The organism is Streptomyces sp. Ag109_O5-1, assembly GCF_003814875.1.
GTDB lineage: Bacteria > Actinomycetota > Actinomycetes > Streptomycetales > Streptomycetaceae > Streptomyces > Streptomyces sasae.
This window is the reverse complement of the sequence record NZ_RKQF01000001.1, coordinates 6,511,105-6,537,831: the sequence shown is the minus strand read 5'-3', so window position 1 is coordinate 6,537,831 and position 26,727 is coordinate 6,511,105. Positions and strand designations below refer to the sequence as shown.

25 protein-coding genes and 2 pseudogenes are annotated in these 26,727 nt (G+C 70.0%); 18 read left to right on the top strand and 9 right to left on the bottom strand.

Going from position 1 to position 26,727, the window contains the following annotated elements:
- The first annotated feature begins 109 nt into the window (after positions 1-109).
- The 4 genes from EDD90_RS29575 (at position 110) to EDD90_RS29560 (ending at position 3,888) form a co-directional block, all read left to right on the top strand.
- Positions 110-1,255 carry a S1C family serine protease gene (locus tag EDD90_RS29575; protein WP_123975984.1) on the top strand — a complete coding sequence of 382 codons (1,146 nt, stop codon included), beginning with the start codon at positions 110-112 and terminating at the stop codon, positions 1,253-1,255.
- Positions 1,256-1,286: 31 nt separating this feature from the next.
- Entirely contained in the window at positions 1,287-1,616 is a 330-nt protein-coding gene (locus EDD90_RS29570) for a hypothetical protein (RefSeq protein WP_185149264.1), read from the top strand.
- 113 nt (positions 1,617-1,729) lie between these two features.
- On the top strand, positions 1,730-2,464 hold the full coding sequence (locus tag EDD90_RS29565; RefSeq protein ID WP_123975983.1) for a response regulator transcription factor: 735 nt from the start codon (positions 1,730-1,732) through the stop codon (positions 2,462-2,464).
- Positions 2,461-3,888, top strand: a complete 1,428-nt coding sequence (locus tag EDD90_RS29560) for a cell wall metabolism sensor histidine kinase WalK (RefSeq protein WP_123975982.1) — start codon at positions 2,461-2,463, stop codon at positions 3,886-3,888. The genes EDD90_RS29565 and EDD90_RS29560 overlap by 4 nt, the downstream gene beginning before the upstream one ends.
- Positions 3,889-3,902: 14 nt before the next feature.
- On the opposite strand, the gene EDD90_RS29555 is transcribed toward EDD90_RS29560, so the two are convergent.
- Entirely contained in the window at positions 3,903-4,178 is a 276-nt protein-coding gene (locus tag EDD90_RS29555) for a Uma2 family endonuclease (protein WP_123975981.1), read from the bottom strand.
- A gap of 32 nt (positions 4,179-4,210) precedes the next feature.
- Between EDD90_RS29555 and EDD90_RS29550 the strand changes: the two genes are divergently transcribed.
- Together EDD90_RS29550 and EDD90_RS29545 are read left to right on the top strand one after the other, a co-directional pair.
- Complete coding sequence (locus tag EDD90_RS29550; protein ID WP_123975980.1) at positions 4,211-4,951, top strand: PH domain-containing protein; 741 nt, start codon at positions 4,211-4,213, stop codon at positions 4,949-4,951.
- A gap of 55 nt (positions 4,952-5,006) precedes the next feature.
- Positions 5,007-5,726 (top strand): response regulator transcription factor, encoded by a 720-nt coding sequence (locus EDD90_RS29545; RefSeq protein WP_123975979.1) that lies wholly within the window; start codon positions 5,007-5,009, stop codon positions 5,724-5,726.
- A 1-nt stretch (position 5,727) separates the two neighbouring features.
- Here EDD90_RS29545 and EDD90_RS29540 read toward each other — a convergent pair whose 3' ends face one another.
- Both EDD90_RS29540 and EDD90_RS29535 read right to left on the bottom strand, forming a co-directional pair.
- Positions 5,728-7,515, bottom strand: a complete 1,788-nt coding sequence (locus tag EDD90_RS29540) for an ABC transporter ATP-binding protein (RefSeq protein WP_123975978.1) — start codon at positions 7,513-7,515, stop codon at positions 5,728-5,730.
- An 882-nt stretch (positions 7,516-8,397) separates the two neighbouring features.
- Positions 8,398-10,191 carry a bifunctional UDP-sugar hydrolase/5'-nucleotidase gene (locus EDD90_RS29535; RefSeq protein WP_123975977.1) on the bottom strand — a complete coding sequence of 598 codons (1,794 nt, stop codon included), beginning with the start codon at positions 10,189-10,191 and terminating at the stop codon, positions 8,398-8,400.
- A gap of 167 nt (positions 10,192-10,358) precedes the next feature.
- Here EDD90_RS29535 and mshD point away from each other — a divergent pair, with 167 nt between their 5' ends.
- On the top strand, positions 10,359-11,288 hold the full coding sequence (gene mshD / locus EDD90_RS29530) for a mycothiol synthase (protein ID WP_123975976.1): 930 nt from the start codon (positions 10,359-10,361) through the stop codon (positions 11,286-11,288).
- A gap of 251 nt (positions 11,289-11,539) precedes the next feature.
- Here mshD and EDD90_RS57650 read toward each other — a convergent pair.
- Positions 11,540-11,941: pseudogene (locus tag EDD90_RS57650) on the bottom strand (hypothetical protein); the annotation flags it as partial.
- A 126-nt stretch (positions 11,942-12,067) separates the two neighbouring features.
- Positions 12,068-12,325: pseudogene (locus EDD90_RS29520) on the bottom strand (RNA polymerase sigma factor); the annotation flags it as partial.
- Between the two features lie 112 nt (positions 12,326-12,437).
- Here EDD90_RS29520 and EDD90_RS29515 point away from each other — a divergent pair.
- The 9 genes from EDD90_RS29515 (at position 12,438) to EDD90_RS55710 (ending at position 21,146) form a co-directional block, all read left to right on the top strand.
- Positions 12,438-12,839 (top strand): GntR family transcriptional regulator, encoded by a 402-nt coding sequence (locus EDD90_RS29515; protein WP_123975975.1) that lies wholly within the window; start codon positions 12,438-12,440, stop codon positions 12,837-12,839.
- Complete coding sequence (locus EDD90_RS29510) at positions 12,836-13,714, top strand: ABC transporter ATP-binding protein (protein WP_123975974.1); 879 nt, start codon at positions 12,836-12,838, stop codon at positions 13,712-13,714. Before EDD90_RS29515 ends, EDD90_RS29510 begins: the two co-directional genes overlap by 4 nt.
- A complete protein-coding gene (locus tag EDD90_RS29505) occupies positions 13,711-14,631 on the top strand; it encodes an ABC transporter permease (RefSeq protein WP_123975973.1) in 921 nt (306 codons plus the stop codon). Before EDD90_RS29510 ends, EDD90_RS29505 begins: the two co-directional genes overlap by 4 nt.
- Positions 14,628-15,482: a hypothetical protein gene (locus tag EDD90_RS29500; protein WP_123975972.1), complete on the top strand. Its 855-nt coding sequence runs from the start codon at positions 14,628-14,630 to the stop codon at positions 15,480-15,482. The genes EDD90_RS29505 and EDD90_RS29500 overlap by 4 nt, the downstream gene beginning before the upstream one ends.
- Positions 15,483-15,842: 360 nt before the next feature.
- A complete protein-coding gene (locus tag EDD90_RS29495) occupies positions 15,843-18,203 on the top strand; it encodes an RNA degradosome polyphosphate kinase (protein ID WP_123975971.1) in 2,361 nt (786 codons plus the stop codon).
- Entirely contained in the window at positions 18,184-19,209 is a 1,026-nt protein-coding gene (locus EDD90_RS29490; RefSeq protein ID WP_123975970.1) for a CHAD domain-containing protein, read from the top strand. Before EDD90_RS29495 ends, EDD90_RS29490 begins: the two co-directional genes overlap by 20 nt.
- Positions 19,206-19,622, top strand: a complete 417-nt coding sequence (locus tag EDD90_RS29485; protein ID WP_123975969.1) for an NUDIX hydrolase — start codon at positions 19,206-19,208, stop codon at positions 19,620-19,622. The genes EDD90_RS29490 and EDD90_RS29485 overlap by 4 nt, the downstream gene beginning before the upstream one ends.
- A gap of 397 nt (positions 19,623-20,019) precedes the next feature.
- A complete protein-coding gene (locus tag EDD90_RS29480; RefSeq protein ID WP_123975968.1) occupies positions 20,020-20,874 on the top strand; it encodes a hypothetical protein in 855 nt (284 codons plus the stop codon).
- 104 nt (positions 20,875-20,978) lie between these two features.
- Positions 20,979-21,146 carry a hypothetical protein gene (locus EDD90_RS55710; RefSeq protein WP_185149262.1) on the top strand — a complete coding sequence of 56 codons (168 nt, stop codon included), beginning with the start codon at positions 20,979-20,981 and terminating at the stop codon, positions 21,144-21,146.
- A gap of 15 nt (positions 21,147-21,161) precedes the next feature.
- Here EDD90_RS55710 and EDD90_RS29475 read toward each other — a convergent pair whose 3' ends face one another.
- On the bottom strand, positions 21,162-21,500 hold the full coding sequence (locus EDD90_RS29475; protein ID WP_123975967.1) for a metal-sensitive transcriptional regulator: 339 nt from the start codon (positions 21,498-21,500) through the stop codon (positions 21,162-21,164).
- 197 nt (positions 21,501-21,697) lie between these two features.
- On the opposite strand from EDD90_RS29475, the gene EDD90_RS29470 reads away from it, so the two are divergent.
- Both EDD90_RS29470 and EDD90_RS29465 read left to right on the top strand, forming a co-directional pair.
- Positions 21,698-22,318, top strand: a complete 621-nt coding sequence (locus EDD90_RS29470) for a DUF47 domain-containing protein (protein ID WP_123975966.1) — start codon at positions 21,698-21,700, stop codon at positions 22,316-22,318.
- A gap of 7 nt (positions 22,319-22,325) precedes the next feature.
- The gene (locus EDD90_RS29465) at positions 22,326-23,324 is read left to right on the top strand and encodes an inorganic phosphate transporter (RefSeq protein WP_123975965.1); all 999 of its coding nucleotides are present in this window, start codon (positions 22,326-22,328) and stop codon (positions 23,322-23,324) included.
- Positions 23,325-23,830: 506 nt separating this feature from the next.
- Here the strand turns inward: EDD90_RS29465 and pstB are convergent.
- From pstB to pstC, 3 genes are read right to left on the bottom strand one after another with little or no spacing between them, the layout of a single operon-like run.
- Entirely contained in the window at positions 23,831-24,607 is a 777-nt protein-coding gene (pstB, locus tag EDD90_RS29455; protein WP_123975963.1) for a phosphate ABC transporter ATP-binding protein PstB, read from the bottom strand.
- Positions 24,608-24,648: 41 nt separating this feature from the next.
- A complete protein-coding gene (gene pstA, locus EDD90_RS29450; RefSeq protein WP_123975962.1) occupies positions 24,649-25,710 on the bottom strand; it encodes a phosphate ABC transporter permease PstA in 1,062 nt (353 codons plus the stop codon).
- Complete coding sequence (pstC, locus tag EDD90_RS29445; protein ID WP_123975961.1) at positions 25,707-26,714, bottom strand: phosphate ABC transporter permease subunit PstC; 1,008 nt, start codon at positions 26,712-26,714, stop codon at positions 25,707-25,709. The genes pstA and pstC overlap by 4 nt, the downstream gene beginning before the upstream one ends.
- Positions 26,715-26,727 lie beyond the last annotated feature (13 nt).

The following is a 26,727-nucleotide window of genomic DNA, read 5'->3' as shown; positions in this document are numbered from 1 at the left end:
ACCTCGCCCGACCTGCGAGAAGCGTCTTTATTTCGGGCAAACGAGCTTCTCTCTCCGTTCTCAGCGGGTACTCAGGAAGCTCTCATGGTCACGGGACAAGCTACTTGTCATGACCGAGAGCTTCCGCCGCAGCGGCGAGTACGAGAACCCGCAGGGTCCCCAGGGTGACGCCTACCAGGGCGCGTACCCCCAGCAGCACGCCTCCTCTCCCGTCAACCCGGAGTGGCCGCCCCCGCCCACGCACCAGCCGATGCAGCAGGCGGCGCAGCAGCCGGCCGCGCAGCCGGTCACCGTGGAGCCGGAGACCACGCAGCTCCCGGAGTTCTCGGCGCTCCCCGAAGAGACCCCGCACTCGGCTCACGCGAAGCAGAAGCGCACCCGCGGCCCGATAGCCCTGCTCGCCGCGGTCGCGATCGTCGCGGCGGCGGTGGGCGGCGGCACCGCGTACGCCTTCCAGGAGCTGACCGGCAAGACCCAGGTCGTCTCCAGCAGCACCACCACCAGCGTGGTGCCCTCCAGCAAGAGGGGTGACGTCGCCACGATCGCCGCCAAGGTGAGCCCGAGCGTCGTCGAGATCACCGCGACCCTCAGCAACGGCACCTCGACCGGCTCCGGCGTGATCATCACCAGCAACGGCGAGATCGTCACCAACAACCACGTGATCTCCGGCGCCCAGTCGATCAAGGTGACGACGAGCACCGGCAAGTCGTACACCGCCCAGGTCGTCGGCACCGACAGCGCCAAGGACCTCGCCCTCATCAAGCTTCAGGGCGCCTCCGGCCTCAGCCCCGCCGCCCTCGGCAACTCCGACGGAGTCCAGGTCGGCGACACGGTCGTGGCGATCGGCTCCCCCGAGGGCCTCAGCGGCACCGTGACCAGCGGCATCGTCTCCGCGCTCAACCGGGACGTCACCGTCTCCACCGACGAGAGCCAGGACCAGCAGAGCCAGGGCAGCGGCGGCGACGGCCAGTGGCCGTTCTCCTTCGGCGGCCGGCAGTTCAACGGCGACACGGGTTCGTCGACCACGACCTACAAGGCGATCCAGACGGACGCCTCGTTGAACCCCGGCAACTCCGGCGGCGCGCTGATCGACGCCGGCGGCAACATCATCGGCATCAACTCGGCGATGTACTCGGCCAGTTCCAGCTCCTCCTCGTCCTCCTCGGACGCGGGCAGCGTCGGCCTCGGCTTCGCCATCCCGATCAACACCGTCAAGTCCGACCTGGCCAAGCTGCGGGCGGGCTCCACCAGCTGAACGACCAGCACGAGCACGTAGGGAGTACGTCATGACCACGCAGATCTCGCAGGCAACCCGGGTTTCGCAGGTCACGCAGGTTTCGCACACGACGGCCGCCGACGGCCCGGCCGGCATCACCCTGGCCCTTGCGGTGGCGTACGAACTCCACGCGCCGACGGAGGCGGCGGTGCCGACGGTGACGCCCCCGGCCCCGCGCACCCCGGAGGCCGCCCCGGCCCCGCGCGCCCCGGAGGCCACTCCGGTCTCGCGCGCCCCGGAGGTCGCACCGGCCCCGCAGCTGATGGGCCTGCGCACCTCGGCGGCCCGGCCGCACCAGCGCAAGGTGCAGCTCAGCCGCATGACCCTGGTCCGCGGCTAGGCCCCCCTTGGGGGCGTTCCGCCCCACCAGCGTGCATACCCGACAGCCCGGAAACATGCGAGGCTGAAAGGCGTCCCGACCACGAACCACCGCACCCCGAGGAAACGCGAGCGATGAGCCCCGCCGATGGCGACCGTGACCCCCAGCGCATCCTGATCGTCGACGACGAGCCTGCCGTACGCGAAGCACTCCAGCGCAGCCTCGCCTTCGAGGGGTACGAGACCGAGGAGGCCGTGGACGGCGCGGACGCACTGGAGAAGGCCACGGCCTACAAGCCGGACCTGATCGTCCTCGACATCCAGATGCCGCGGATGGACGGCATGACCGCGGCCCGCCGCATCCGCGGGGCGGGCGACACGACCCCGATCCTGATGCTGACGGCCCGCGACACGGTCGGCGACCGTGTCACCGGCCTCGACGCGGGGGCCGACGACTACCTGGTCAAGCCGTTCGAACTGGACGAACTCTTCGCCCGCATCCGAGCCCTCCTGCGCCGCAGCTCCTACGCGGCGTCCGTGGTCGAAGGGGCCGAGGAGGACGAGGCACTCACCTTCGCCGACCTGCGCATGGACCTCGCGACCCGCGAGGTGACCCGGGCCGGCCGCCAGGTGGAACTCACCCGCACCGAGTTCACCCTCCTGGAGATGTTCATGGCACACCCGCGCCAGGTCCTCACCCGCGAACAGATCCTGAAGGCCGTCTGGGGCTTCGACTTCGAGCCCTCCTCCAACTCTCTCGACGTGTACGTCATGTACCTCCGCCGCAAGACCGAGGCGGGCGGCGAACCCCGCCTCGTCCACACCGTGCGCGGCGTCGGGTACGTCCTGCGCCAGGGCGGCGCCGAGTGAACAGCCTCGCCCGCCGCTTCCGCACCCTCCCGATCCGCGCCCGCCTGTCGATGCTGGTCGCGGCGGCGGTGGCGTTCGCGGTGGCGGCGGTGTCGGTGACGTGCTGGTTCATCGTGCAGGGGAAGCTGTACGACCAGCTCCGGACCGACCTGGAGAGGCAGCAGCACGGGCCGGCGGTGGTCTCGGCCATAGACGTCGCCCTCGCCGACTGCTCCGAGACGCCCCAGGGCAACACCAACTACCGGAGCAATTACGGCCAAGTGGTCACCACGGACGGCACGATCTGCCTCATGCCCGGCTCCACGGACGAGATCAAGGTCACTCAGGACGACAAGAACGTCATCAAGAACGGGGACACCGGCACGCTCTACTTCCGCAACGGCACCGACAAGGACGGCGCCGCGGTACGCGTGATGACCCAGGTGTTCCCGACCCGGAGCGGCTCCTATATCGGACTGGTCAACGCCCTCCCCCTGAAGAGCACCCAGAACACCCTCAACGACCTGGCCCTGATCCTCCTGCTCGTCTCCGGTATCGGAGTCCTCGGCGCCGGAGCCGCCGGCCTCGCGGTCGCCCGGGCCGGTCTGCGCCCCATCGACGAACTCACCGAGGCCGTCGAACACGTCGCCCGCACCGAGGACCTGAGCGTCCGCATCCCGGTGGAGGAGGAGGCGGACGACGAGGTGGCCCGGCTGTCCCGCTCCTTCAACTCCATGACGACGTCACTCGCCAGCTCCCGTGAGCTGCAGCAGCAGCTCATCGCGGACGCCGGCCACGAACTCCGCACCCCGCTCACCTCACTCCGCACGAACATAGAGCTCCTCACCCGCAGCGAGGAAACGGGCCGCCCCATCCCCCCTGCCGACCGCAAGGCACTGCTCGCCTCGGTCAAGGCGCAGATGACGGAGCTGGCGTCGCTGATCGGCGATCTGCAGGAGCTGTCCCGCTCGGAGGGGCAGCGCGGTGAGCGCGTGCAGGTCGTGGCGCTGCAGGACACGGTCGAGGCGGCCCTGAACCGCGCCCGGCTGCGCGGCCCGGAGCTGAAGATCACGGCGGACGTCCGGCCGTGGTTCGTACGCGCCGAGCCCTCCGCCCTGGAGCGGGCGATCGTCAACATCCTCGACAACGCGGTGAAGTTCAGCCCCGAGGGCGGCACGATCGACGTCGCCCTGGCGCGCGGCGTCCTCACGGTCCGCGACCACGGCCCCGGCATCCCCGAGGACGAACTCCCCCACGTCTTCGACCGCTTCTGGCGCTCCCCGAGCGCCCGTGCCCTCCCCGGCTCCGGCCTCGGCCTCTCCATCGTGGCCCGCACGGTCCAGCAGGCCGGCGGCGAGGTCACCCTGGCCCGCGCAGAGGGCGGCGGCACAGTGGCCACGGTACGACTGCCAGGAGCTCTTACGGCTCCGCCGGAGACCATGTAAGGGGTTCGGCTCCGTCACCCTCGCTTCGGCCCCGTGATCGTCTCCCCGATCACGAAGCCCTTGGCGGGGCCTTCGGGGATGGTGATCTCGGTGCCGTAGGGGACACGGTGGACTCCCACCCAGTCGGCCTTGTCGGGTTCGGGTTCGGGTTCGGTGAGAACGGTTACCGTGCCGTGGCTGTCGAAGTCGTCGATGATGACGTAGACGGGGATACCGGCACGGGCGTACTCGCGGCGCTTGCGGACACGATCTCGGTCCTGGTTACGCTTGCCGGGCGACCAGTCGCGCACCCGTTCGGTGCGTCTGGGGAGGGCTTCGGATCGTGGACGAGGGTGGCATGGAGCGCGAGTACCGGAAGCGGCGGAAGCTGCCGCGGGCGTATCTCGGGCTCCTGGGGCTGGTGTTGGTGAACGCGTTCATCCAGACCGCCCGGGTCTCCGGTGGCGGGGCCGGCGGGCACGAGGACCGGTGGGGGCCGCCGTTCTTCGGTGTGCTGATCCTCCTGACGCTGGTGCGGGTCGTACTGGAGCAGTACCGGGCCTACACGCGGGTCACGCCGGCCGGGATCACCGCGCAGGGCCCGCTGCGGGCCCGTACCTGGGAGTGGTCCGACGTGTACGACATCCGGGTCGAGCAGGCCCCGCGCGGTTCCGGCCGGGGGGCGCCCCAGTGGCTCACCTATCTGTACGACTACCAGGGCCGCCGCTTCCTGCTCCCGCACCTCGACGACTGGCAGCTGGACGACCCCTACGCCGAGGTCGCGGAGCTGTGCCTGGCCGCCGCCCCGCACCGCAGCCTCACCTGGGAGCGGCGCCCGGACGTGGAGGAGCGGATCCTGCGCGGGGCCGCGCGCCGCAAGGGGTGGCTGTGGGGGACCTACGGCGGCCTGGTGATGGTCGGCGTGATGATCGTGGTCTCGATGGCGCTGTTGATCGCGAGGGGGACGGATCACCCCTTCCTGCTGATCGTGTGCGTGCCACTGGCCTCGGGTGCCGCCCTGGGAGCCGTACTCCAGTGGTACTGGGCCGCCCACCCGCCACGCTCCCTCGCCCGGCAGCCGTAGCCCACGCACATCCCCGCCCCAGCCCCCTCACAGCACGTCGTCACACTTTTGTCAGATGGCGAGGAAGATTCTGCTGGCCGACGACGACGCGGCCGTGAGGGATGGGATCGGCCGGCTGCTCAGGTTCGAGGGGTACGAGACGGTCCTCGCCGGGGACGGCAGAGTGGCCCTCGATCTCCTCGGGGCTCCGGAGAGCGCGCCCGACCTGGTGCTGATGGACGTGGAGATGCCGGGGCTGGACGGCCTGGCGGCGACCCGGCGGATCCGGGCCTCCGGGTCCACCGTGCCCATTCTCATGATCACCGGGCGGAACGCGGTGGGGGACCGCATCGTCGCCCTCGACAACGGCGCCGACGGCTATCTGACCAAGCCCTTCGCCAACGAGGAACTGCTCGCCCGGGTACGGGCGTTGCTGCGGCGCAGTCCGCGGCGGGAGCCGGAGCACGAGGTGCCGGCGGGGGCGGACCGGTGTCTCGGCATCGAGGACGTCGCGATGGATCTGCGGACCCGGACCGTGCACCGCGGGGGCCGGACGCTGGATCTGACCAAGACCGAGTACGCGCTGCTGGAGTTCCTGCTGCGGCACCCGGGGCGGGTGCTCAGCCGGGAGCGGATCCTGCGGGACGTGTGGGGGTTCGAGTTCGAGCCCGCGTCCAACACGCTGGACGTCTACATCATGTACCTGCGGCGGAAACTGGAGAGCCGCGGCGAACCGCGGCTCATCCACACCGTGCGCGGGATGGGCTACACCCTGCGGACGGCTCCTGCCACCTGAACTACCACCTGAGGATCATCGTCTCGTCCGGGGCCGGTACCGGCTCCGCCGCGATCGCCTCCGGGAGGGGGTGGGCGAGGCCGGCGTACGCGCCGCCGCGGGCGAGGAGTTCGGCGTGCGTGCCCGCCTCCACCAGCCGGCCGCGGTCGACGACCAGGATGCGGTCGGCGTCCGGGGCGAGGGTGAGGTCGTGCGTGATCATGATGGTCGTACGGCCCGCCATCAGCTTGCCCAGCGGGGCCACCACCTGGCGGGCGGCGATCGCGTCCAGGCCCGCCGTCGGCTCGTCGAGGACGAGGACCGGGGCGGCGCGCAGCATCGCGCGGGCGATGGCGATGCGTTGCAGCTGGCCGCCGGAGAGGGCGGCCGTGCCGGGGGCGATGTGGGTGTCGTAGCCCTGGGGGAGGGTGGTGATGAAGTGGTGGGCGGCGGCGTCGCGGGCCGCCTGCTCGATCTCCTCGTCCGTCGCGCCGGGGCGGCCGCACTCGATGTTCTCGCGGACCGTGCCGTTCAGGATCAGCGTCTGCTGCGGGAGCAGGGCGACGTTCTCGCGGAGGAACTCCAGGGGTACGTCGTTGAGCGGGACGCCATCCAGGCAGATCACACCGGCCGAGGGGTCGTAGAAGCGGGTGAGGAGCTTGGAGAGGGTGGACTTGCCGGCGCCGCTCTTGCCGGTGACCAGGACCAGTTCGCCGGGCCCCGCGGCGAAGTCGACGTCGCGGAGGGAGGCGCGGGGGGACTCCGGGTAGCGGAAGGAGACGTTGTGGAAGCTGACCCAGCCGCGCACCGGCCAGCGGCCGACGGGCTGGACGGGGTCGGCGACCGCGGGTTCGGCGTCCAGGATCTCGCCGATGCGCTCGGCGCCCGCGGTGGCCGCGGTGAGGGTGAGGCCGAGCTGGCCGAGGTTGCGGACCGGCGGGTAGAGGTAGCCGAGGAAGGCGGCGAAGGCCAGGAGCTGGCCGAGGGTCATGCGGTCGGCGGAGATCTCCCAGACGCCCAGGCCGATGACGGCCAGCACGCACAGGGTCTCGACGACCTCGACGAACTGGGCGTACATCTCGCTGAGGCGGGCGCCGCGCACGCTCGCCCGCATCCAGGCGCGGGCCTCGACGTCGAGGCGCTTCTCCTCGTCCCGGCGGCGGTTGTAGGCCTGGGTGAGGACGACGTTGCCGAGGGACTCCTCGACCACGGAGGTGATCGCACCGTCGGCGACGCGTTCGTCCTGGGAGGCCGTCCTGATCCGGCCGGAGAAGCGGCGGGCCGCGAACAGGAACAGGGGCGCGAGGACGAAGGTGGCCAGGGCCAGGTCCCAGCGCAGCCAGAAGGCGGCGGCCGCGTAGAAGACGGCGGAGAAGGCGGCGGCGACGGTGCCGACGACACCCGACACGACCATCTGCTCGATGGCCTCGACGTCACCGGTGAGGCGTTCCACCAGGTCGCCCTGGCGGTGCTTCTGGAAGAAGTGCGGGGGCAGGTCCTGGACGTGCCGGAAGACCTTGGCGCGCAGGCGCAGTACGAATCTCTCGGCGGTCCAGGTGGCCAGTGAGTTGCCGAAGTAGCCGACGAGCGCGCCCAGGGCGGCGACGGCCAGCCAGGCGCCGGCCGGGCCCCAGAAGGCGGACAGCGAACCGGCCTCCAGGGCGTTGTCGGTGAGGTCGGCGAAGAGCAGGATCGCGGCGGTCTCGGCGAGCGCGGACACCACGACGCACGCGATGATCATCCACAGCCACTTGCGGTCACCGCGGGTCAGTGGCCAGAAGCGGCGGAACGCGGCACGGGCTTCTCTCATGGTCGACAACTCCCTTCAGAGGTCAGAGGTATCGGTGGGGCCAACAGGGTTGAACAGGGCTGAACAGGGACGGACGGGGACGGACAGGGCCGAGGCGGGGCCACCGGTGCGACCACGCTCGACCGGTGACCCCGCCTCGCTGTGTGCGTCAGCCGTTGTCGACGGGACGGCGCCTCGGGGCCGGCTTCTTCGGCGCGGGCTTCTTCGGGGCCGGGGCGGGCTTGTGGTGCTTCTTGACCGGGACGATCTTGTGGAAGCTCATGGTGCTGTACCTCTCCGTCTTGGGTTCTGCAGTGGGTTCTGTCGTGATCCTGCAACAGTTTCTCTACCGCCCTGCTGCAATCACCTGTGAATTGATTAGAATTACTTCTGTGAATTCTTTGTCAGCCCTGGTCGCCGACCGGGCGGCGCTTCGCGACCGGCTTCTTCGGGACGGGCTTCTTCGGGGCCGGGGCGGGCTTGTGGTGCTTCTTGACGGGGGCGATCTTGCGGAAGCTCATGGAAATTCCCTCCTTGGTGCTGGCGACTTACCGGTGACCCACGGGGCGCTTGACCTGGTGCTTCTTGCAGTCCTTCTCCTTGGCCGCCGGCTTCGGAGCGGGCTTGTCGGCCTTCTTCACCGGGACGATCTTGTGGAAGCTCATGATCTTCTCCTTCGATCCGTTTCGTTCTGTCGTCCGCGCCGTTCGCTTTCGACATGGAAAACATTACGTGATCCGCGAGCCGAAGAAAGCCATTTTCACTAAGACATGGATGAATTAAAGCTGAGACATATTTTCAGAAGCAACGAGGAACCAAACGTAACCTCACACAGGTTTTATAAAACAGGACGGGCCCGGTGCACGCGGCTGCGCGCACCGGGCCCGTGAGGCGGGGTGGGGGCTACTGCACGATCGTGATCCGGTTCGCCGCCGGAGGCGCGAGCGGGCTCGCCGCCGAGGAGTTGGCCGTCAGGTACTGGGCCAGGGCCGCCAGGTCGTCGGTGCCGACCAGGTCGTTCGTCCCCTGGCCGAGGGTGGTGAAGCCGTCGCCGCCGCCCGCGAGGAAGGAGTTGGTGGCGACGCGGTAGGTGGCGGCCGGGTCGACGGCCGCGCCGTTCAGGCGGACGGAGTCGGTGACGACCCGGTCCGCGCCGGACTTCGTCAGGTCCAGGGTGTAGGTCAGGTTCTTCGACGGCTGCAGGATCTTCGGGGCCGCCACGTTGGAACCGCTCACCTGCTCCTTGAGCACCTGGACCAGCTGGGCGCCGGTGAAGTCCTGGAGGTTCACGGTGTTGGCGAACGGCTGGACCGTGAAGCCCTCGGCGTAGGTGACGACCCCGTCGCCCTCGGCGCCCTTGGCCGTATAGGTGAGGCCGGCCCGCACCCCGCCCGGGTTCATCAGCGCCAGGTCGGTCTCCGGGTCCAGCTCCTTGCCGTACGCGAACTGGGCGTCGGCGATCAGGTCGCCCATCGGGGACTCGGTGCCGGTGTTGTTCACGTCGGCGGAGATGTAGCCGATGGCGCGGTTGCCGATCGGGGCGGCGAGGGTGTTCCACTTGCTGATCAGCTGCGTCATGTCGGGCGCCTTGGCGACGTCCCGGGTGACCACGCGGTTCGCGGACTGCACGGCCGTACGCGCGATGTCGCCGGTACGGCGGTCGTACGTGAGGGTGGTGTCCGTGTAGAGGCGGCCGAAGGAGGCGGCCGAGGTGACCATACGGGGGTGGCCGGCCGGGTCGTCGATGGTGCAGACGTACGCGGTGTGGGTGTGGCCGGTGACGAGCGCGTCCACGGCCGGGGTCACGTTCTTCGCGATGTCGACGATCGGGCCGGAGATGCCGTCACCGGCGCCGGGCGAGTCGCAGTCGTAGTTGTACGACGACGAACTCGGGAAGCCGCCCTCGTGGACCAGCGCCACGATCGACTGGACGCCCTGGCGCTGCAGTTCCTTGGCGTACTTGTTGATGGTCTCGACCTCGTCCTTGAAGACCAGGCCCTTGACGCCGTCGGTGGAGACGATGTTCGGCGTGCCCTCCAGGGTGACGCCGATGAACCCGATCCTGACGTCCTTCTTCTTCCAGATCCAGTACGGCTTGAGGATCGGCTTGTTCGTCTTCTCGTCGAGGACGTTGGCCGCGAGGTAGGGGAAGTCCGCGCCCTCGAACTTCTGGTCCGTGTAACACCCGTCGGTGGGGTGGCAGCCGCCGTTCTGCAGGCGCGCGAGTTCCTTGGCGCCCTCGTCGAACTCGTGGTTGCCGACCGTCGTCACGTCCAGGTCGAGCTTGTTGAGCGCCTCGATGGTGGGCTCGTCGTGGAAGAGCCCGGAGATGAGCGGGGAGGCGCCGACCATGTCACCGCCGGCGGCGGTGATGGAGTACGGGTGCCCCTTGCGGGCCTGGCGCAGGTGGGTGGCGAGGTACTCCACACCGCCCGCGTCGACCGACTTGGTCGTCCCGTCGGACTGGAGTTCGATGACCCGGCCGGAGGAGCCGGACGGTGGTTCGAGGTTGCCGTGCAGGTCGTTGAAGGAGAGCAGCTGGACGTCCTGGTAGCGGCCGGGCTGGTGCCCGTGCCCCTTGCCGGAGTGCGCGTCGGCGGGCAGGGCACTCGCCAGGGCCGCGGCGGTGGCGAGCCCGGCGGCGGACGCGAGCAGTGCGTAGGTACGGCGTCTGGACGGTCTGGGCTTGGCTTGCATGGAACCCCCCTGGGGGTCTGCTGAGAAGTGGCCGATCCGGCGCAGCCTAGGGTCAACGCGCGTAGCGCAACAGGGGTTTCATGGTTAATTCCTGATTGCCTGTTGCCCTGCCCTTTACCTTTCCCCTTGCCCCCACTTTGTCCGTCCGGCGCCGTACCCTCGTACGCATGACCAGCGACGACACCGCACGGCCGCCCATGTACTCCCGCTCCATCGACACCTACTCCGCGCTCACCCCGGACCAGGCCGGGGCCGTACTGGAGCTGCTGGCGGAGGCCGCCAGGGCCGACGGCCAGCAACCGGTGTCCGAGCAGGGGCGCCTCCAGCTCAGCGGCGGCGCCCGGGACGGCGTCTCCCATCTGCTCCTCAGCGTCGGCGACGAACTGGTGGGCTACGCCCAGTTGGAGGACACCGACCCGGTGGAGGCGCCGGCCGCCGAACTGGTCGTCCACCCGTCCCACCGGGGCCACGGCCACGGCCGCGCGCTGGGCAGCGCCCTGCTGGGCGCGTCCGGCAAGCGACTGCGGGTCTGGGCGCACGGCGGGCACTCGGCGGCCCGCCACCTCGCGCAGGTCCTGGGCCTCACCCTGTTCCGCGAACTCCGCCAGATGCGCCGCCCGTTGACGGACCTGGACCTGCCCGACCCCAAGCTCCCGGACGGTGTGACGATCCGTACGTTCGTCCCCGGCCAGGACGACACGGCCTGGCTCGCCGTGAACGCCGCCGCCTTCGCCCACCACCCCGAACAGGGCTCGCTCACCCAGCGCGACCTCGACGACCGCAAGGCCCAGCCCTGGTTCGACCCGGCCGGCTTCTTCCTGGCGGAGCGCGGGGACGAACTCCTCGGCTTCCACTGGACCAAGGTCCACGAGGAGGAGCGCCTGGGCGAGGTCTACGTCCTCGGCGTCTCCCCGAACGCCCAGGGCGGCGGCCTCGGCAAGTCCCTCACCGCCGTCGGCCTGCGCCATCTGGCCGGGCGTGGCCTGCCGACGGCGATGCTCTACGTCGACGCGGACAACACGGCGGCGGTGACGGTGTACGAACGCCTGGGGTTCGTGACCCATGAGACGGACCTGATGTACCGGACGGAGACGTGAGGGAGCCGGCGCCTCGTCAGCGCCCGCGGCTGTTCCGGCGTTTGACGCGCTTCCTGCGGATGGCGACGTAGGAGAACCTGCCGACGAAGATGGTGCCGAGCACAAACTTCGGCAGTCGGATCACGGGCGGAACGTCGCGGACCAGTGCGCCGACGAGGACCAGGACGACGAAGGCCGTGGAGAGCCACGGCGTCGCCCGGTCGGCCGGACCTCCGTCGAGCGCCAGACGAGGTCCCCGTGCTCCACCGTTGCTAAAGACTGAGCGGGAGTGAGTCCTGTTGCCAGGACTCATGCTCAGCCGAACGCCCCGGACGGTGTGGGGCGTTCTGGTAGACCGCGTTCTCTCCGCGTCCGGGCGGCACGGATCGTGTCCGTGGTCCGGGAACGCGGGGGCGGTTTCCCTCACGTCCCTGGGCCACCGGTTCGGCCTGGACGGTCCGATGCCCGCACCCATCGCTCTGGCGGGTACGGGGCGGTGCCGTCCGACGCCGGATCGGGTGCCCCAGGGCGCGCCTTCCGATCGCCACGGCCGCTGCGTCGTGGCGAGTGGTCCTCCTGTTCTTGCCGGTTAGGGGTTTCTGCCAGTGCTGGGCGCCCCACCGGGAGGTGTAGGCGGGGTCGACGGCGATGACGGGGATGCCTAGTTCCGCGGCACCACCGGCGAAGGTCACACATTCGATGTAAGAACTTCCGTTCTCCGCTCGGAGGGCGCGCGCCTGTCACTGCCCGGAGGCTCGTTCACACACGCCAGAACACACCCAATCGCCGTCGGTCGCCGGCCGCCGCGACCCGATCCGCCACAGCCACCCGGCCGCGTCGGCGTTCTCGACGTCCTCGCGGTATCGGGCGGTGCCCCGCCACACCGCGAGGAACGTCTCCTGTACGACGTCGTCGACGACCGCCTGATCCGCGCACCGGCCGCGCAGCCGCGCGGTCAGCCACGGCGCGTACCGCCGGTACAGCTCCTCGAAGGCGCGCCGGTCCGCGTCCGCCGCGATGGCCCGCAGCAGCTCCCCGTCGCTTCTCGTTCCGCTCACGTCCCCTCATCGCACGAGCCCTGCCGATCGGTTCACGGATACCGGGCTTGACTTTCCGGACGATCTTCCACCACCCTTTCACTACTCAATTAGTGAAAGGGTGGTTGTACGGGTGGTCGAGTACCGCATCGACCGGCGCTCCGGCGTCGCCACCTACGTCCAGATCGTCCAGCAGACCAAACAGGCCCTGCGCCTCGGTCACCTCCAGCCGGGAGACAAGCTGCCCACCGCCCGCGAGGTGGTCGAGGCCACCGCCATCAACCCCAACACCGTCCTCAAGGCCTACCGGGAGCTGGAGCGCGAGGGCCTGGTCGAGGCCCGGCGCGGCCTCGGCACCTTCGTGAAGCGCTCGCTCGGCACCGCCCCGGCAGCCGAGTCCCCCCTGCACGGGGAGCTGGAGGACTGGGCGGCCCGGGCCCGCGCGGCCGGCCTGGACCGCGACGACGTGGCCGCGCTCTTCACCGCCGTACTCGAGAAGCACTTCCGGAAAGACGACCAGGGAGAGAGTTCATGACCGACACCGCGATAGCGGCGTCCGCGCTCGGCAAACAGTTCGGCCGACGCGGCGGATGGGCGCTGCGCGACTGCACCTTCCGGCTGCCCGCCGGGCGGGTGTGTGCCGTCGTCGGCCCCAACGGGGCGGGCAAGTCCACGCTCCTCGCCCTCGCCGCCGGTCTGCTGGGCGCCACCGAGGGCGAACTCACCGTCCTCGGCACCACCCCGGCCGAAGCCCGCATCCGGGTCGGCTACGTCGCCCAGGACAAGCCGCTCTACCCGCAGCTCACGGTCGCCGAGACACTGCAGATGGGCGCCGACCTCAACCCCGAACGCTGGGACGCGGCCGCCGCCGAGGGGATCGTCGCCGCGGGCGATCTGAACCCGAAGTCCAAGGTCCGCTCCCTCTCCGGCGGCCAGCGCACCCGCGTCGCACTCGCCCTCGCGCTCGGCAAGCGGCCCGAACTGCTGCTCCTCGACGAGCCGATGGCCGACCTCGACCCGCTGGCCCGGCACGAGCTGATGGGCACGCTGATGGTGCAGGCCGCCCAGCACGGCACCACCATCGCGATGTCCTCGCACGTGGTCGCCGAGCTGGAGGACTCCTGCGACCACCTGCTGCTGATCGGCGGCGGCCGGGTCCGGCTGGCCGGCGAGATCGACGACCTGCTGGCCGCGCACACCCGGGTCAGCACCACCGCCGACGCCGACCTCGCCCCGCACACCGTCGTCGAGTCCCGCACCACCGGCCGCCAGCTCAGCGCCCTGGTCCGCCCGTCCGGCCCGCTGCCCGACGACTGGCGCACCGGCAGCCCCTCCCTGGAGGAGCTGGTCCTCGCCCACCTCCGCAACCCCGAGGCACCGGCCCTCACCCCCGCCGAGGCCGCCGTATGACCACCACCGCCATGACCGCCGGCGACCTGAGCGCGCCCGCCCGGCCGCGGCTGACCCGCTGGCTGCTGCGGCTGCACCGCCCGGCGCTGTGCGTCTGGACCGCGCTCGTCCTCGCGGCCGCGGCCCTGCTGCTGCTCCTGCACGGCCCGCTGACCGACGCGGCGGCCGAGGGCTGGCGCCAGTACAACCACTGCGCGTTCAACGCCTCTTGTACGTACGACCAGAAAGCGATCCTGCGCTACAAGGACTGGTACAACTACGCCACCCTGACCGTGTGCGCGCTGCCCTTCCTGGTGGCCGCATGGGCGGGCGGCGCGCTCATCGGCAGGGAACTGGAGTCGGGGACGGCCCGGTTGGCCTGGGCGCAGTCCAGCACCCCGGTCCGCTGGCTGACCGTCCGACTGGCGGTCCCGGCCGTCGCCGTCACCGTGGGAGCGGGTCTGCTGGCCTGGCTGCACCAGCTGGCCTGGAGTGCGGGCCAGGGCCGTATCGACACCGCCCCGCAGTGGTACGTCCTCTTCACCTTCCATGCCAACGGTCCCACGATCGTCGCCCTGACCCTGGCCGGCCTGGCGGCGGGCGCCCTGGCGGGCCTGCTGCTGCGGCGCACGCTGCCCGCACTGGGCCTCGCCCTGCTGCTGACGGGCGCGGTCTGCGTCACCACCCAGGCGCTGCTGCCCCACCTGTGGCCGACGCTCGGCCGTACCGGGCCCGGGTACTTCTACTCGCCCTCCCGTTCCTGGCAGGTGAGCGGTGGCGAGATCGCGGATCAGTACCATGTCACATACCACCCCTACTCCCACTACTGGCCGCTCCAGCTGACCACCACGGCCCTTGTCCTCGCCATGACGGCTCTGCTGACCCTGGCCTGCTTCCTGGTGCTGCGACGCCTGACCGGAAAGGCGGCCCCGCGATGAGCGCGACGATGCTGACGGGGCTTCCCCGGACCGTGCTGCGGCTGCACCGGTCGGCGCTGCTGGCCTGGACGGTGTTCGTGGCGGGCATGAGCGGCTGGCTGGTGTGGCTGACCGAGGTCACGGCGAAGAACCCGGAGCCGCAGGGCCTGCTGTGCTTCGACGCCTGCGGACAGCCGTACGTCCTGCTCGACTTCGCCACCGAGATGCAGTGGGCCTGCACCCTGATCGGCTACTGCTTCGTGGGCATCGCCGCCTTCGCGGGCGGGGCCCTGACCGGCCGTGAACTGGAGTCGGGGACGGCTCAGTTGGCGTGGACACAGGGCGTCAGCCCGGTCCGCTGGCTGGCCGCCAAGCTCGCACTGCCCGCGGTGGCGCTCACCGTCGGGGGGACGGTCCTCGTCCTGGTCTTCCGCTGGGCCTCCACCGCCCACCGGACGCAGGACTGGACGACCTCCGCCACCATGTTCACCGACCGCGGCCCGCTGGTGGTGGCGTACGCCCTGTGCGCACTCGCCGTCGGCACGCTCACCGGGCTGCTGCTGCGCCGCGCGCTGGCCTCGCTCGGTGCCGCCGCCGCGGTGATGCTGCTGCTCTACACCGTGCTGACGTCCTTCCGCGTGCACCTGTGGCCCACCGTCACCCGTACCGGGCCGCACGCCTTCGACCTGCCGGACAACGTCTGGCTGGTGAGCGAGGGCTCGAACGCGCACGGGCGCTTCGCCACGTATCACCCGGCCTCGCACTACTGGCCGCTCCACCTCACCGAGACCGCGATCGTCCTGACCGTCGCCGCGCTTGCCGTCCTGGCCTCCTTCCGGGTGCTCAGGCACCGCCTGGAGTCCCGCGTGTGAGTGGCGTGCGCCGAGCGCCGTGGGGGTGCGGTTACGTCGGCGGCTGCGGGTCCGGCTGTGGCCGGTCGCGCAGTTCCTCCCCCAGCCTTCGGCCGGGGGTACCCCCAGCGCCCCTGGGTCGGCTGCCCTTGCCGGCGCTGACGGGTTCTGTCCCTTGCGCCGCAAGGCCCACTGGGGGGACCGTCGGTCCCGTGCGTCCCTCTGTCGGAGGAAGATCGGCGGAGGGGTGTACGGGATCGTCGCTTTCGTGATCCCCGAGGGGTCCGGGCCTGATCAGATACGTCCGCGAGCCGCTCCCCGCTATCCCGCACGCCATGTCTTCGTAACCAATGGTTCAGACGGACTTGCGACGCTCAGCCAATGAAGCCCGCCGTGCCAGAGCCTTCGCCGCCCCCTGAGGGGTTCGCGGGAAACGTGGTCGTACAGCTGCCACCCGCGCGTTCCGACGCGCCTGTCACGCCCCGGGCGCGGAAGAATGGGGGCATGAGCCAGCAGAACGCCCAGGCGGCGGCCGAGGTCCAGCACACACAGCCCTCCGTGGGCTCCATAGCAGCACACCGCCCGCACACGGTGGCCGCCGCGGTCTCCGACCTGGAGCCCGACATCGACGCCGACCTCGACGCGTACGAGGAGTCGCAGGTCGACGGGGCCCCGCTGCCCCAGGGGCGCTTCCTCGACCGGGAGCGCAGCTGGCTCGCGTTCAACGAGCGGGTGCTGGAGCTCGCCGAGGACCCGAACACGCCCCTGCTGGAGCGGGCGAACTTCCTGGCGATCTTCGCGAGCAACCTGGACGAGTTCTTCATGGTCCGGGTCGCCGGACTGAAGCGGCGGATAGCCACCGGTGTGGCCACCCGCTCCGCGTCCGGGCTGCAGCCGCGCGAGGTGCTGGAGATGATCTGGGCCCGCTCCCGTGAGCTGATGGCCCGGCACGCCGCCTGCTACCACGAGGACGTCGCCCCCGCACTCGCCGAGGAGGGCATCCACCTCGTCCGCTGGGCCGAGCTGACGGAGAAGGAGCAGGCGCGGCTCTTCACGCTCTTCCGGCACCAGATCTTCCCGGTCCTGACCCCGCTGGCGGTCGACCCGGCGCACCCCTTCCCGTACATCTCCGGCCTCTCCCTGAACCTGGCCGTCGTCGTACGCAACCCGGTCAGCGGCCACAAGCACTTCGCCCGGGTCAAGGTGCCGCCGTTGCTGTCCCGCTTCCTGGAGAGCTCCCCGGGCCGCTACGTCCCCATCGAGGACGTCATCGCCGCCCACCTGGAGGAGCTGTTCCCGGGCATGGAGGTCGTGGAGCACCACGCCTTCCGGCTCACCCGGAACGAGGACCTGGAGGTCGAGGAGGACGACGCCGAGAACCTCCTCAAGGCCCTGGAGAAGGAGCTCATGCGGCGCCGCTTCGGGCCGCCGGTGCGCCTGGAGGTCGAGGAGTCCATCGACCGCGAGGTCCTCGACCTGCTGGTGCGCGAGCTGAAGATCGGCGAGGCCGAGGTCTACCCGCTGCCCGGCCCGCTCGACCTGACCGGTCTGTTCCGCATCGCCGGCCTGGACCGGCCGGAGCTGAAGTACCGCAAGTTCATCGCCGGCACCCACCGCGACCTCGCCGAGGTCGAGTCCTCGTCCGCGCCCGACATCTTCGCGGCCCTGCGCGAGCGGGACGTGCTGCTGCACCACCCGTACGACAGCTTCTCCACCTCCGTACAGGCCTTCGTCGAGCAGGCCGCCGAGGACCCGGACGTCCTGGCGATCAAGCAGACCCTGTACCGGACCTCCGGCGACTCCCCGATCGTCAACGCGCTCATCGACGCCGCCGAGGCCGGCAAGCAGGTCCTCGTCCTGGTCGAGATCAAGGCCCGCTTCGACGAGCACGCCAACATCAAGTGGGCCAAGCGCCTGGAAGAGGCCGGCTGCCACGTCGTCTACGGCCTGGTCGGTCTGAAGACGCACTGCAAGCTGTCCCTGGTGGTCCGCCAGGAGGGCGACACGCTACGGCGCTACAGCCACGTCGGCACCGGCAACTACCACCCGAAGACCGCAAGACTGTACGAGGACCTCGGGCTGCTCACCGCCGACCCCCAGGTGGGCGCCGACCTGTCCGACCTGTTCAACCGCCTCTCCGGCTACTCCCGCCGGGAGACGTACCGCCGCCTGCTGGTGGCACCCAAGTCGCTGCGCGACGGACTGATCGCGCGGATCGACAAGGAGGTCCAGCACCACCGTGCGGGCCGTCCTGCCTTCGTCCGCATCAAGGCCAACTCGATGGTCGACGAAGCGCTCATCGACGCGCTCTACCGAGCGTCCATGGCCGGCGTGCCGGTCGACATCTGGGTACGCGGCATCTGCGCGATCCGCCCCGGTGTCACGGGCCTGTCGGAGAACATCCGGGTCCGCTCGATCCTCGGCCGCTTCCTCGAACACTCCCGGGTCTTCGCCTTCGGCAACGGCGGCGAGCCCGAGGTGTGGATCGGCAGCGCCGACATGATGCACCGCAACCTCGACCGCCGGATCGAGGCCCTGGTCCGGGTCATCGACCCGGCCCACCGAGCAGCCCTGAACCGGCTGCTGGAAAACGGCATGTCCGACTCCACCTCCTCCTGGCACCTGGGCCCGGACGGCGAATGGACCCGGCACGCGACCGACGCCGACGGACAGCCGCTGCGCAACATCCAGGAGACGCTCATAGACGCCCGGAGGCGCCGGCGTGGCACAGCAACACCTTGAACCGACGGACCCCACGGCCCGGGCCGTCACCGGGGACGCCCTCGCGGGCTACCTGCGCGCCCAGGCCACGGAGTTCCTCCGCGCGCTGCGCCAGCACCGGGAGACCGGTGCGGTGGCCGGCGCGGCGGTGGAGTCCGTCGACGCGGCCCGCGCCCTGCGCCGCTCGGCCCGGCGCATCAGCGGCAGCCTGCACACCTTCCGACCGCTCCTCGACGCGGACTGGTCGGAAGAGATCCGCCCCGAACTGGCCTGGCTGTCGGGCACCTTGGGGCTTGAGCACGCGTACGAGGCCCGGCTGGAGCGCCTGTTGCTGGCGCTCCACCGGCTCTCCGGCTCAACCAGCCTTCCCGGCCAGGCCACTTCGGAGGGGGCCGCCGACCGCGGCAACCTCACCGTGGGCGCGGCCAAGGCGGGCGCCCTCCTGGACCGCCAGCTCACCCTGGCCCGCACCCGGGCCCACTCGACGGCCCTCCAGGCGCTCGGCTCCTCCCGCTTCCACGCGGTCGCCGACAAGGTCGCGGTCCTGGCCAGCGAGGTCCCGCTCACGGCCGCGGCGCCCACCACCGACCTGCGCCCGCCGGCGGCGGCCGCCGAGGAGCGCCTCACCGACGCGATCGCGGCCCTCCCCCTGGTCACCGCGGGCCACCCGTACAACGCGGAGGCCCTCGTCCACGGCCTGTCCCCGGACCCGTCCCCGCACCCCCAGGACGGCCCCTGGCACCAGGTCCGCCTCCTGCTGCGGCTGCACCGCTACGCCCGCGAGGTGCTGTGCGGCGAGGGCGCGCCCGTGGACGTACGGCTGCTCGCGGCCGGCCAGGCCCTGAACCGGCACCGCGACGCCTCGGAAGCCGCCGCCGCGGCGGCCGCCGCGGCCCGCACCCCGCGCATCGCCCCGGCGACGGCCTACGCCCTCGGCGTCCTCCACGCCGACCAGCGGCACGAGGTCGAGGCGGCCCGCTTCGCCTTCCAGCAGGCGTGGCAGAAGCAGCCCCTGGAGGCGGTGTGAACGACACCCCGGTCCGGGCGGCGGGCTGCGTCCTGTGGCGACGCTCGCCGGTCACCGGGGACCTGGAGATCTGCCTGGTCCACCGCCCCAAGTACGACGACTGGTCCCATCCCAAGGGCAAGCTCAAGCGCGGCGAGGACGCGGTCACGGCCGCGTTGCGCGAGGTGGCGGAGGAGACCGGCTACCCGGCCGGCCTCGGCGGCGAACTCTCCACGGCCCACTACTTCGCCAACGGCCGCCCCAAGGAGGTCCGTTACTGGTCGGCGGAGGCAGAAGAGGGCCACTTCACCCCGAACCACGAGGTGGACCGCATCCTGTGGCTGCGCCCGGCGGAGGCACGGCAACGGCTTACCCAGCCGAGGGACGCCGAGTTGGTGGACGAGTTGCTGGCCTCGCTTCACCACACACAGTAGGGAAACGCGCCCCTCAGGGGCGCTGGGGGTACCCCCGGCCGAAGGCTGGGGGAGGAACTGCGCGACAAGCCCCCACCGGCCCGCAGCCGAAGCACAACCTCAACTCACCCCCCGGCCAAGTGCCCTTCCGCATCCGCACGCGCAAGGCTTCTCGCCCGCCGGGCCGGTCCCCGCCACCCACATGTGCACCGGGCGAAACAGAACCGCCCCTGCTCCACCGTGCCCGCGTCATGTTCCGCCCCGTGCAGGGCCCGCCCGGAACCATCCTCCTGCGCCACGCTGACAACGTTACCCACCCTCGGTAAAGCGCCGGTATGCGTGACGGCCCCTCCCACCCCTCGTTAACCGGAACGACAGGGGGCCCGTGACGGACGTACCGGCTGGGGGTAGGCAGGCGATGGATCGGCGGCAGCACAGGCGCACCGGGAAGACGGCCGTCACCGTGGGACTCGTGGTCGGCCTCGGCGCCTGCGCCACCGGCTGCGGCGGCGCCACGGCGGAAGGCGCCGGCGGCGCGACCGGCGACAACACGGTCACCTTCCTCACCCGCGCGGCGGACACCTTGCGGAGCACCGGCACGTCCAAGGCGACGACGTCGATGGAGATGGCGACCGGCGGCACCCGGGTCACCATCCGCGGCAAGGGCGTCTACGACTACGACAGGCAGCTCGGCAGGCTCACGGTCGTGCTCCCGCAGGACCCCACCGGTGCCTCCGAACACCGTCCGATCACCGAACTCCTCGCTCCGGGCGCGCTGTTCATGAAGAACCGGGGCGCCGGGGTGCCCGCCGACAAATGGGTCCGCGTGGAGACCACGGCCCTCTCCGACGGCAACCTGGTCACCGGCGGCGCGACCGACCCGTTCGCCGCGGCCGAGCTGCTGCGCGGCACCCGCACCGCGACGTACCTCGGGAAGACCGAGCTCGCCGGGACCGAGGTGCGGCACTACCGGGGCACCGCCGACCTGGCCACCGCGGCCCGCGCGGCCTCTCCCGGCAACAGGGCCTCGCTGGCCGCCGCGGCAAAAGGGTTCGCCACGGCCGAAGTCCCGTTCGACGCGTACCTCGACGACCAGGGCCGTATCCGCAAACTGCGGGAGCGGTTCAGCTTCGTCAACGACAGCAGCAAGGACACCGTGGCGGTCGCCTCGACGACGCTGCTGTACGACTTCGGGACCCCCGTGGACGTGAAGCTGCCGCGTTCCCGGGACATCTACGCGGGTCGGATCGCCGAAAACCAGCCAGCGCACTAGTCCGGAATCGGCTCTGTACAACCTGTGAACTAGCCCGTCCGTGCCATGCGCGTTGTGTAGACCGCTGCCTACTCTAGGAAGTCGGTGACGGCAGAGAAGAGGTGATGCACGTGGCTCCGGTCGGCGGTACGGCAGTCCAGGACCACGTGGCCCTCGCCGAGATCGAGCTGTGCGGTGAGCTGATCATCGCGGCGTCGGCCGCCGAGGACCGGCTGAGCCTGGAGAGCATCGACGAGGTGCTGAGAGTGGCCGAGGAGCGCGAGGCCCTCTGACGGCGGCGGCCCCGATCAGGTCCGCAGCATGCGGGCGATGGCCGCGGTGGCCTCTTCCACCTTCGCGTCGATCTCGTCGCCGCCCTTGACGGCCGCGTCGGCGACGCAGTGCCGCAGGTGCTCCTCCAGCAACTGCAGCGCAAAGGACTGCAGGGCCTTGGTGGAGGCGGAGACCTGGGTGAGTATGTCGATGCAGTAGGTGTCCTCGTCGACCATGCGCTGCAGGCCCCGGATCTGCCCCTCGATCCGGCGCAGCCGCTTGAGGTGCTCGTCCTTCTGTTTGTGGTAGCCGTGCGTGGCCGCCGGAGTCCCGCTTCCGGAGGGCGTCGTGGCGCCGGCCTCGGTGGTCGTCATCGCGTCCTCCGCATCGTCGAGACATATACCCCTAGTGGGTATATGGTAACGAACTTTGCTGGGTATAGGGCCCTCGGGACGCCCCAGTGCTGATCAACTTGCACGATGGGCGAAACTGGAAGCCCGCCCATTAGCCGTGGCCGGATGATGCGCTTAGCATCAGCCTGACCGAAACCCATGCATACCGAGGACCCCAAGTGCGCTTTCGTCTGACCCCCAGGGAGACGAGCTTCTACGACATGTTCGCCGCGTCCGCGGACAACATCGTCACGGGCTCGAAACTCCTGATGGAACTGCTCGGGGCGGACGCGTCTGCCCGGGCCGAGATCGCAGAGCGTATGCGGGCAGCGGAACACGCAGGTGACGACGCCACGCACGCGATCTTCCACCAGCTGAACTCCTCGTTCATCACGCCCTTCGACCGCGAGGACATCTACTCCCTCGCGTCCTCCCTCGACGACATCATGGACTTCATGGAGGAGGCCGTCGACCTGGTCGTCCTCTACAACGTCGAGGAACTGCCGAAGGGCGTCGAGCAGCAGATCGAGGTGCTGGCCCGCGCCGCCGACCTGACGGCCGAGGCGATGCCCAACCTGCGCACGATGGACAACCTCACCGAGTACTGGATCGAGGTCAACCGGCTGGAGAACCAGGCCGACCAGATCCACCGCAAGCTTCTCGCCCACCTCTTCAACGGCAAGTACGACGCGATCGAGGTGCTGAAGCTCAAGCAGATCGTGGACGTCCTGGAAGAGGCGGCGGACGCGTTCGAGCACGTGGCGAACACGGTGGAGACCATCGCCGTCAAGGAGTCCTGAGCCGTCGATGGACACCTTCGCGCTCATTCTGACCATCCTGGTCGCGCTCTTCTTCACATATACGAACGGTTTCCACGACTCGGCGAACGCGATCGCGACGTCGGTGTCGACGCGGGCGCTGACCCCGCGGGCGGCTCTCGCCATGGCCGCGGTGATGAACCTGGCCGGCGCGTTCTTCGGAACCGGGGTCGCCAAGACCGTCAGCGAAGGCCTGATCCAGACGCCCCAGGGCTCCAAGGGCATGGGCATCCTCTTCGCGGCGCTGGTCGGCGCGATCGTCTGGAACCTCGTCACCTGGTACTTCGGCCTGCCCTCGTCCTCCTCCCACGCGCTGTTCGGCGGCCTGGTGGGCGCGGCCCTGGCCGGCGGCACGGAGGTCCTCTGGAACGGCGTCGTCGACAAGATCATCATCCCGATGTTCCTGTCGCCGGTCGTCGGCCTCCTCCTCGGCTACCTGGTCATGACGGCCATCATGTGGATCTTCCGCCGCTCCAACCCGCACAAGGCGAAGCGCGGCTTCCGTATGGCCCAGACCGTCTCCGCGGCCGGCATGGCGCTCGGACACGGCCTCCAGGACGCACAGAAGACGATGGGCGTCGTCGTCATGGCACTGGTGATTTCCGGCCATGAGACGTACGGCGACCCGATCCCGGCCTGGGTCAAGATCGTCTGTGCCCTGATGCTCTCCCTCGGCACCTACGCCGGCGGCTGGCGCATCATGCGCACGCTCGGCCGCAAGATCATCGAACTCGACCCGCCGCAGGGCTTCGCCGCGGAGGCCACCGGTGCGTCGATCATGTTCACCACGGCGTACCTCTTCAAGGCGCCGATCTCCACGACCCACGTCATCACCTCGGCCATCATGGGCGTCGGCGCGACGAAGCGCGTGAACGCGGTCCGCTGGGGCGTGGCCAAGAACATCGTCCTGGGCTGGTTCATCACGATGCCGGCAGCAGCACTGGTCGCAGCAGCGGCGTTCGGCGTCATCGACCTCGCGTTCCTCTAGCCCCCTTGCCGCGGAGAGCCGAGGCCGAGAAAGGACGGGCCTGCGGCCATAGGCGGAGCAGGACACCCCCTGGGGGCACGAGGAACTGCGCGACCGGCCACAACGGCGCAGCACCCGCCGCGACAGCACCACCGAACTCCACCACCGTGGCTGAGCACCGTCGCGGCGGAAAGAAAGAAACCTGCGGAAAAAGCGCCCCGCCGGGGGCGCGAGGCTCTGTTTGATTTGCGGCTACCGCCGCGTGGGCGCGACCAGCCACAACCCGCCCGCGGCCGCCACGCGACAGCTTCCCGCCCTCTGCAGCCGCGGCACAGCCCACCCGCGGCCGTCTTCGGGCAGCAGCCCATCGTCCTCGACCTCGCCTCTCCACGGACCGAGTCGGGTGGGCGGGTGGGCAGGTGGAGGGAAAAGGACGGGCCCGCCCCCGGGAGCCAGGGGCGGGCCCTTTTGCATCCTCGCGGTGGCACCGCCATGCAGCACCGCGAGGGGTCGGTGGAAACCTCGGCTCAGCCGAAGCGACCGGAGATGTAGTCCTCGGTCGCCTGGACCGACGGGTTGGAGAAGATGCGCTCCGTGTCGTCGATCTCGATCAGCTTGCCGGGCTGGCCGACCGCGGCGAGGTTGAAGAACGCCGTACGGTCGGAGACACGCGCCGCCTGCTGCATGTTGTGCGTCACGATGACGATCGTGAAGCGCTCCTTCAGCTCACCGATCAGGTCCTCGATGGCAAGGGTGGAGATCGGGTCGAGGGCGGAGCAGGGCTCGTCCATGAGCAGGACCTTCGGCTCGACCGCGATGGCGCGGGCGATGCAGAGACGCTGCTGCTGACCACCGGACAGGCCGGAACCCGGCTTGTTCAGGCGGTCCTTGACCTCGTTCCAGAGGTTCGCGCCCTTGAGCGACTTCTCGACGATCTCGGTGAGCTCGCTCTTCTTGTAGCTGCCGTTCAGCTTCAGACCCGCGGCCACGTTGTCGAAGATCGACATGGTGGGGAACGGGTTCGGACGCTGGAACACCATGCCGATCTCGCGGCGCACCGCCACCGGGTCGATGTTGGCGGCGTACAGGTTCTCGTCGTCGAGGAGGACCTTGCCCTCGACGCGGCCGCCGGGGGTGACCTCGTGCATACGGTTGAGCGTGCGCAGGAACGTCGACTTGCCGCAGCCGGAGGGGCCGATGAACGCCGTGACCGTGCGCGGCTCTATGTTCATCGAGATGTCGTCGATGGCCTTGTGGGAGCCGTAGTAGGCGGTGAGCCCGCTTACGTCGATTCGCTTGGACATTACTTCTTCACTTCCAGACAGTCGGTCGCTGTTGGGCCGCGTCAGCGACCGGTCTTGGGGGCCTTCCAGCGGGCGATGCCGCGGGCCACCAGGTTCAGGATCATCACGAAGGCGATCAGCGTGAGCGAGGCCGCCCAGGCACGGTCGTACGCCGCGTTGGCACCGGCGCTGTTCGCGTACTGCTGGTAGATGAACAGCGGCAGCGACGACTGCGCACCCTCGAAGGGGTTGTTGTTGATGAACGGGTTGCCGAACACCAGCAGCAGCACCGGCGCGGTCTCGCCCGCGATACGGGCGATGGCCAGCATGACGCCGGTGGTGATGCCGCCGATGGAGGTCGGCAGGACCACCTTAAGGATGGTGCGCCACTTGGGCACGCCGAGCGCCAGGGACGCCTCACGCAGCTCGTTCGGGACGAGCTTGAGCATCTCCTCGGTGGAGCGCACGACCACCGGCATCATCAGGATGGCCAGGGCCAGCGATCCGGCGAAGCCGAAGGGCTGCATGTCGAAGATCAGCATGAGGCTGAGGATGAACAGACCCGCGACGATCGACGGGATACCGGTCATGACGTCGACGAAGAAGGTGACGGCCTTGGCGAGGCGGCCGCGCCCGTACTCGACGAGGTAGACGGCGGTGAGGATGCCGATCGGCGCACCGATCAGGGTGGCGAGGCCGACCTGCTCCAGGGAGCCGATGATGGCCGCGTAGGCACCACCGCCGGCCTCGGAGTCGGCGACGACACCCATGGAGTGACTGAGGAAGTAGGGGTCCAGGACCTTCACACCGCGTGAGATGGTCACCCAGATCAGGGAGACCAGCGGGATCACGGCGACGACGAAGGCGACCCAGACCAGGGAGGTCGCGACGCGGTCCTTGGCCTGGCGCTTGCCCTCGACCCTGGCGGCGATGCCGTAGGTGCCGAAGACATAGAGGAGGCCGGCGATCAGACCCCACTGGATCTTGCTGTCCAGGCCGCCGACGAGGCCGATGACCACGCCGAGGACGATGGACCCGCCGACGATGGCGTAGGGGGACCACTTGGGGAGGCTGGCGCCTTGCAGGGTGCTGGGGCGCTTGTCGGCGACTGCTGCGGTGCTCATGCGTTGGCCCCCGAGTACTCCGCGCGGCGCTGGATGATGATGCGGGCCGCGCCGTTGACCAGCAGGGTGATGACGAACAGGACCAGACCGGACGCGATCAGCGCGTCACGGCCGTCCGCGGTCGCCTCGCTGAACTTGCTGGCGATGTTCTGGGCGAAGGTGCCGCCGCCCGGGTTGAGCAGGCTGGCGTGGATGTCGAAGTCGGGGGAGAGCACAGTGGCGACGGCCATCGTCTCGCCGAGCGCGCGGCCGAGACCGAGCATCGAGGCGGAGATCACGCCGGAACGCCCGAAGGGCAGCACCGCCATGCGGATGACCTCCCAGCGCGTGGCGCCGAGGGCCAGTGCGGCCTCCTCGTGCATCTGCGGGACCTGGCGGAAGACCTCGCGGCTCACGTTGGTGATGACCGGCAGGATCATGATCGCGAGCAGGATGCCGACGGTGAGCATCGAGCGCGGCGCGCCGCCGTCCCAGGAGAAGATGCCGGTCCAGCCGAAGAAGTCGTTCAGCCAGCTGAACAGGCCGGTCATGTGCGGTACGAGGATCAGACCGCCCCAGAGGCCGTACACGATGGACGGCACGGCGGCGAGCAGGTCGATCACGTAGGCGACCAGGCCGCCGATCCGGCGCGGTGCGTAGTGCGTGATGAACAGCGCGATCGCGACCGCGATCGGGACCGCGATGGCCATGGCGATGATCGAGGAGACGACCGTGCCGAAGGCCAGGACCGCGATGCCGAAGCTCGGCGGGATGAGGTTGGTGTTCCACTCGAAGGTGGTCAGGAAGTTGCCGTGGTCCTTGCTGATCGCGAGGGACGCCCGGTAGGTGAGGAAGACCGCGATGGCGGCCATGATCACCAGCAGCAGGATGCCGGATCCACGGGAGAGGCCGAGGAAGACGCGGTCGCCGGCGCGGGTGGCGCCGCGGGCGTTGCGCTTCTGCTGGACCACGGAAGGCTGGGGGGTGGGGGGAGATGCGTCTGTTGTCTGCGTCGATATGTCCATCGGGTTCTCCGGT

What these genes read in the sequence shown, in the direction of transcription:
- EDD90_RS29575 (WP_123975984.1), top strand. Translation starts at nt 110, where the DNA reads ATGACCGAGAGCTTCCGCCGCAGCGGCGAGTACGAGAACCCGCAGGGT.
- EDD90_RS29570 (WP_185149264.1), top strand. Translation starts at nt 1,287, where the DNA reads ATGACCACGCAGATCTCGCAGGCAACCCGGGTTTCGCAGGTCACGCAG.
- EDD90_RS29565 (WP_123975983.1), top strand. Translation starts at nt 1,730, where the DNA reads ATGAGCCCCGCCGATGGCGACCGTGACCCCCAGCGCATCCTGATCGTC.
- EDD90_RS29545 (WP_123975979.1), top strand. Translation starts at nt 5,007, where the DNA reads ATGGCGAGGAAGATTCTGCTGGCCGACGACGACGCGGCCGTGAGGGAT.
- EDD90_RS29540 (WP_123975978.1), bottom strand. Translation starts at nt 7,515, where the DNA reads ATGAGAGAAGCCCGTGCCGCGTTCCGCCGCTTCTGGCCACTGACCCGC.
- EDD90_RS29535 (WP_123975977.1), bottom strand. Translation starts at nt 10,191, where the DNA reads ATGCAAGCCAAGCCCAGACCGTCCAGACGCCGTACCTACGCACTGCTC.
- mshD (WP_123975976.1), top strand. Translation starts at nt 10,359, where the DNA reads ATGACCAGCGACGACACCGCACGGCCGCCCATGTACTCCCGCTCCATC.
- EDD90_RS29510 (WP_123975974.1), top strand. Translation starts at nt 12,836, where the DNA reads ATGACCGACACCGCGATAGCGGCGTCCGCGCTCGGCAAACAGTTCGGC.
- EDD90_RS29505 (WP_123975973.1), top strand. Translation starts at nt 13,711, where the DNA reads ATGACCACCACCGCCATGACCGCCGGCGACCTGAGCGCGCCCGCCCGG.
- EDD90_RS29500 (WP_123975972.1), top strand. Translation starts at nt 14,628, where the DNA reads ATGAGCGCGACGATGCTGACGGGGCTTCCCCGGACCGTGCTGCGGCTG.
- EDD90_RS29495 (WP_123975971.1), top strand. Translation starts at nt 15,843, where the DNA reads ATGAAGCCCGCCGTGCCAGAGCCTTCGCCGCCCCCTGAGGGGTTCGCG.
- EDD90_RS29480 (WP_123975968.1), top strand. Translation starts at nt 20,020, where the DNA reads ATGGATCGGCGGCAGCACAGGCGCACCGGGAAGACGGCCGTCACCGTG.
- EDD90_RS55710 (WP_185149262.1), top strand. Translation starts at nt 20,979, where the DNA reads ATGCACGTGGCTCCGGTCGGCGGTACGGCAGTCCAGGACCACGTGGCC.
- EDD90_RS29475 (WP_123975967.1), bottom strand. Translation starts at nt 21,500, where the DNA reads ATGACGACCACCGAGGCCGGCGCCACGACGCCCTCCGGAAGCGGGACT.
- EDD90_RS29465 (WP_123975965.1), top strand. Translation starts at nt 22,326, where the DNA reads ATGGACACCTTCGCGCTCATTCTGACCATCCTGGTCGCGCTCTTCTTC.
- pstB (WP_123975963.1), bottom strand. Translation starts at nt 24,607, where the DNA reads ATGTCCAAGCGAATCGACGTAAGCGGGCTCACCGCCTACTACGGCTCC.
- pstA (WP_123975962.1), bottom strand. Translation starts at nt 25,710, where the DNA reads ATGAGCACCGCAGCAGTCGCCGACAAGCGCCCCAGCACCCTGCAAGGC.
- pstC (WP_123975961.1), bottom strand. Translation starts at nt 26,714, where the DNA reads ATGGACATATCGACGCAGACAACAGACGCATCTCCCCCCACCCCCCAG.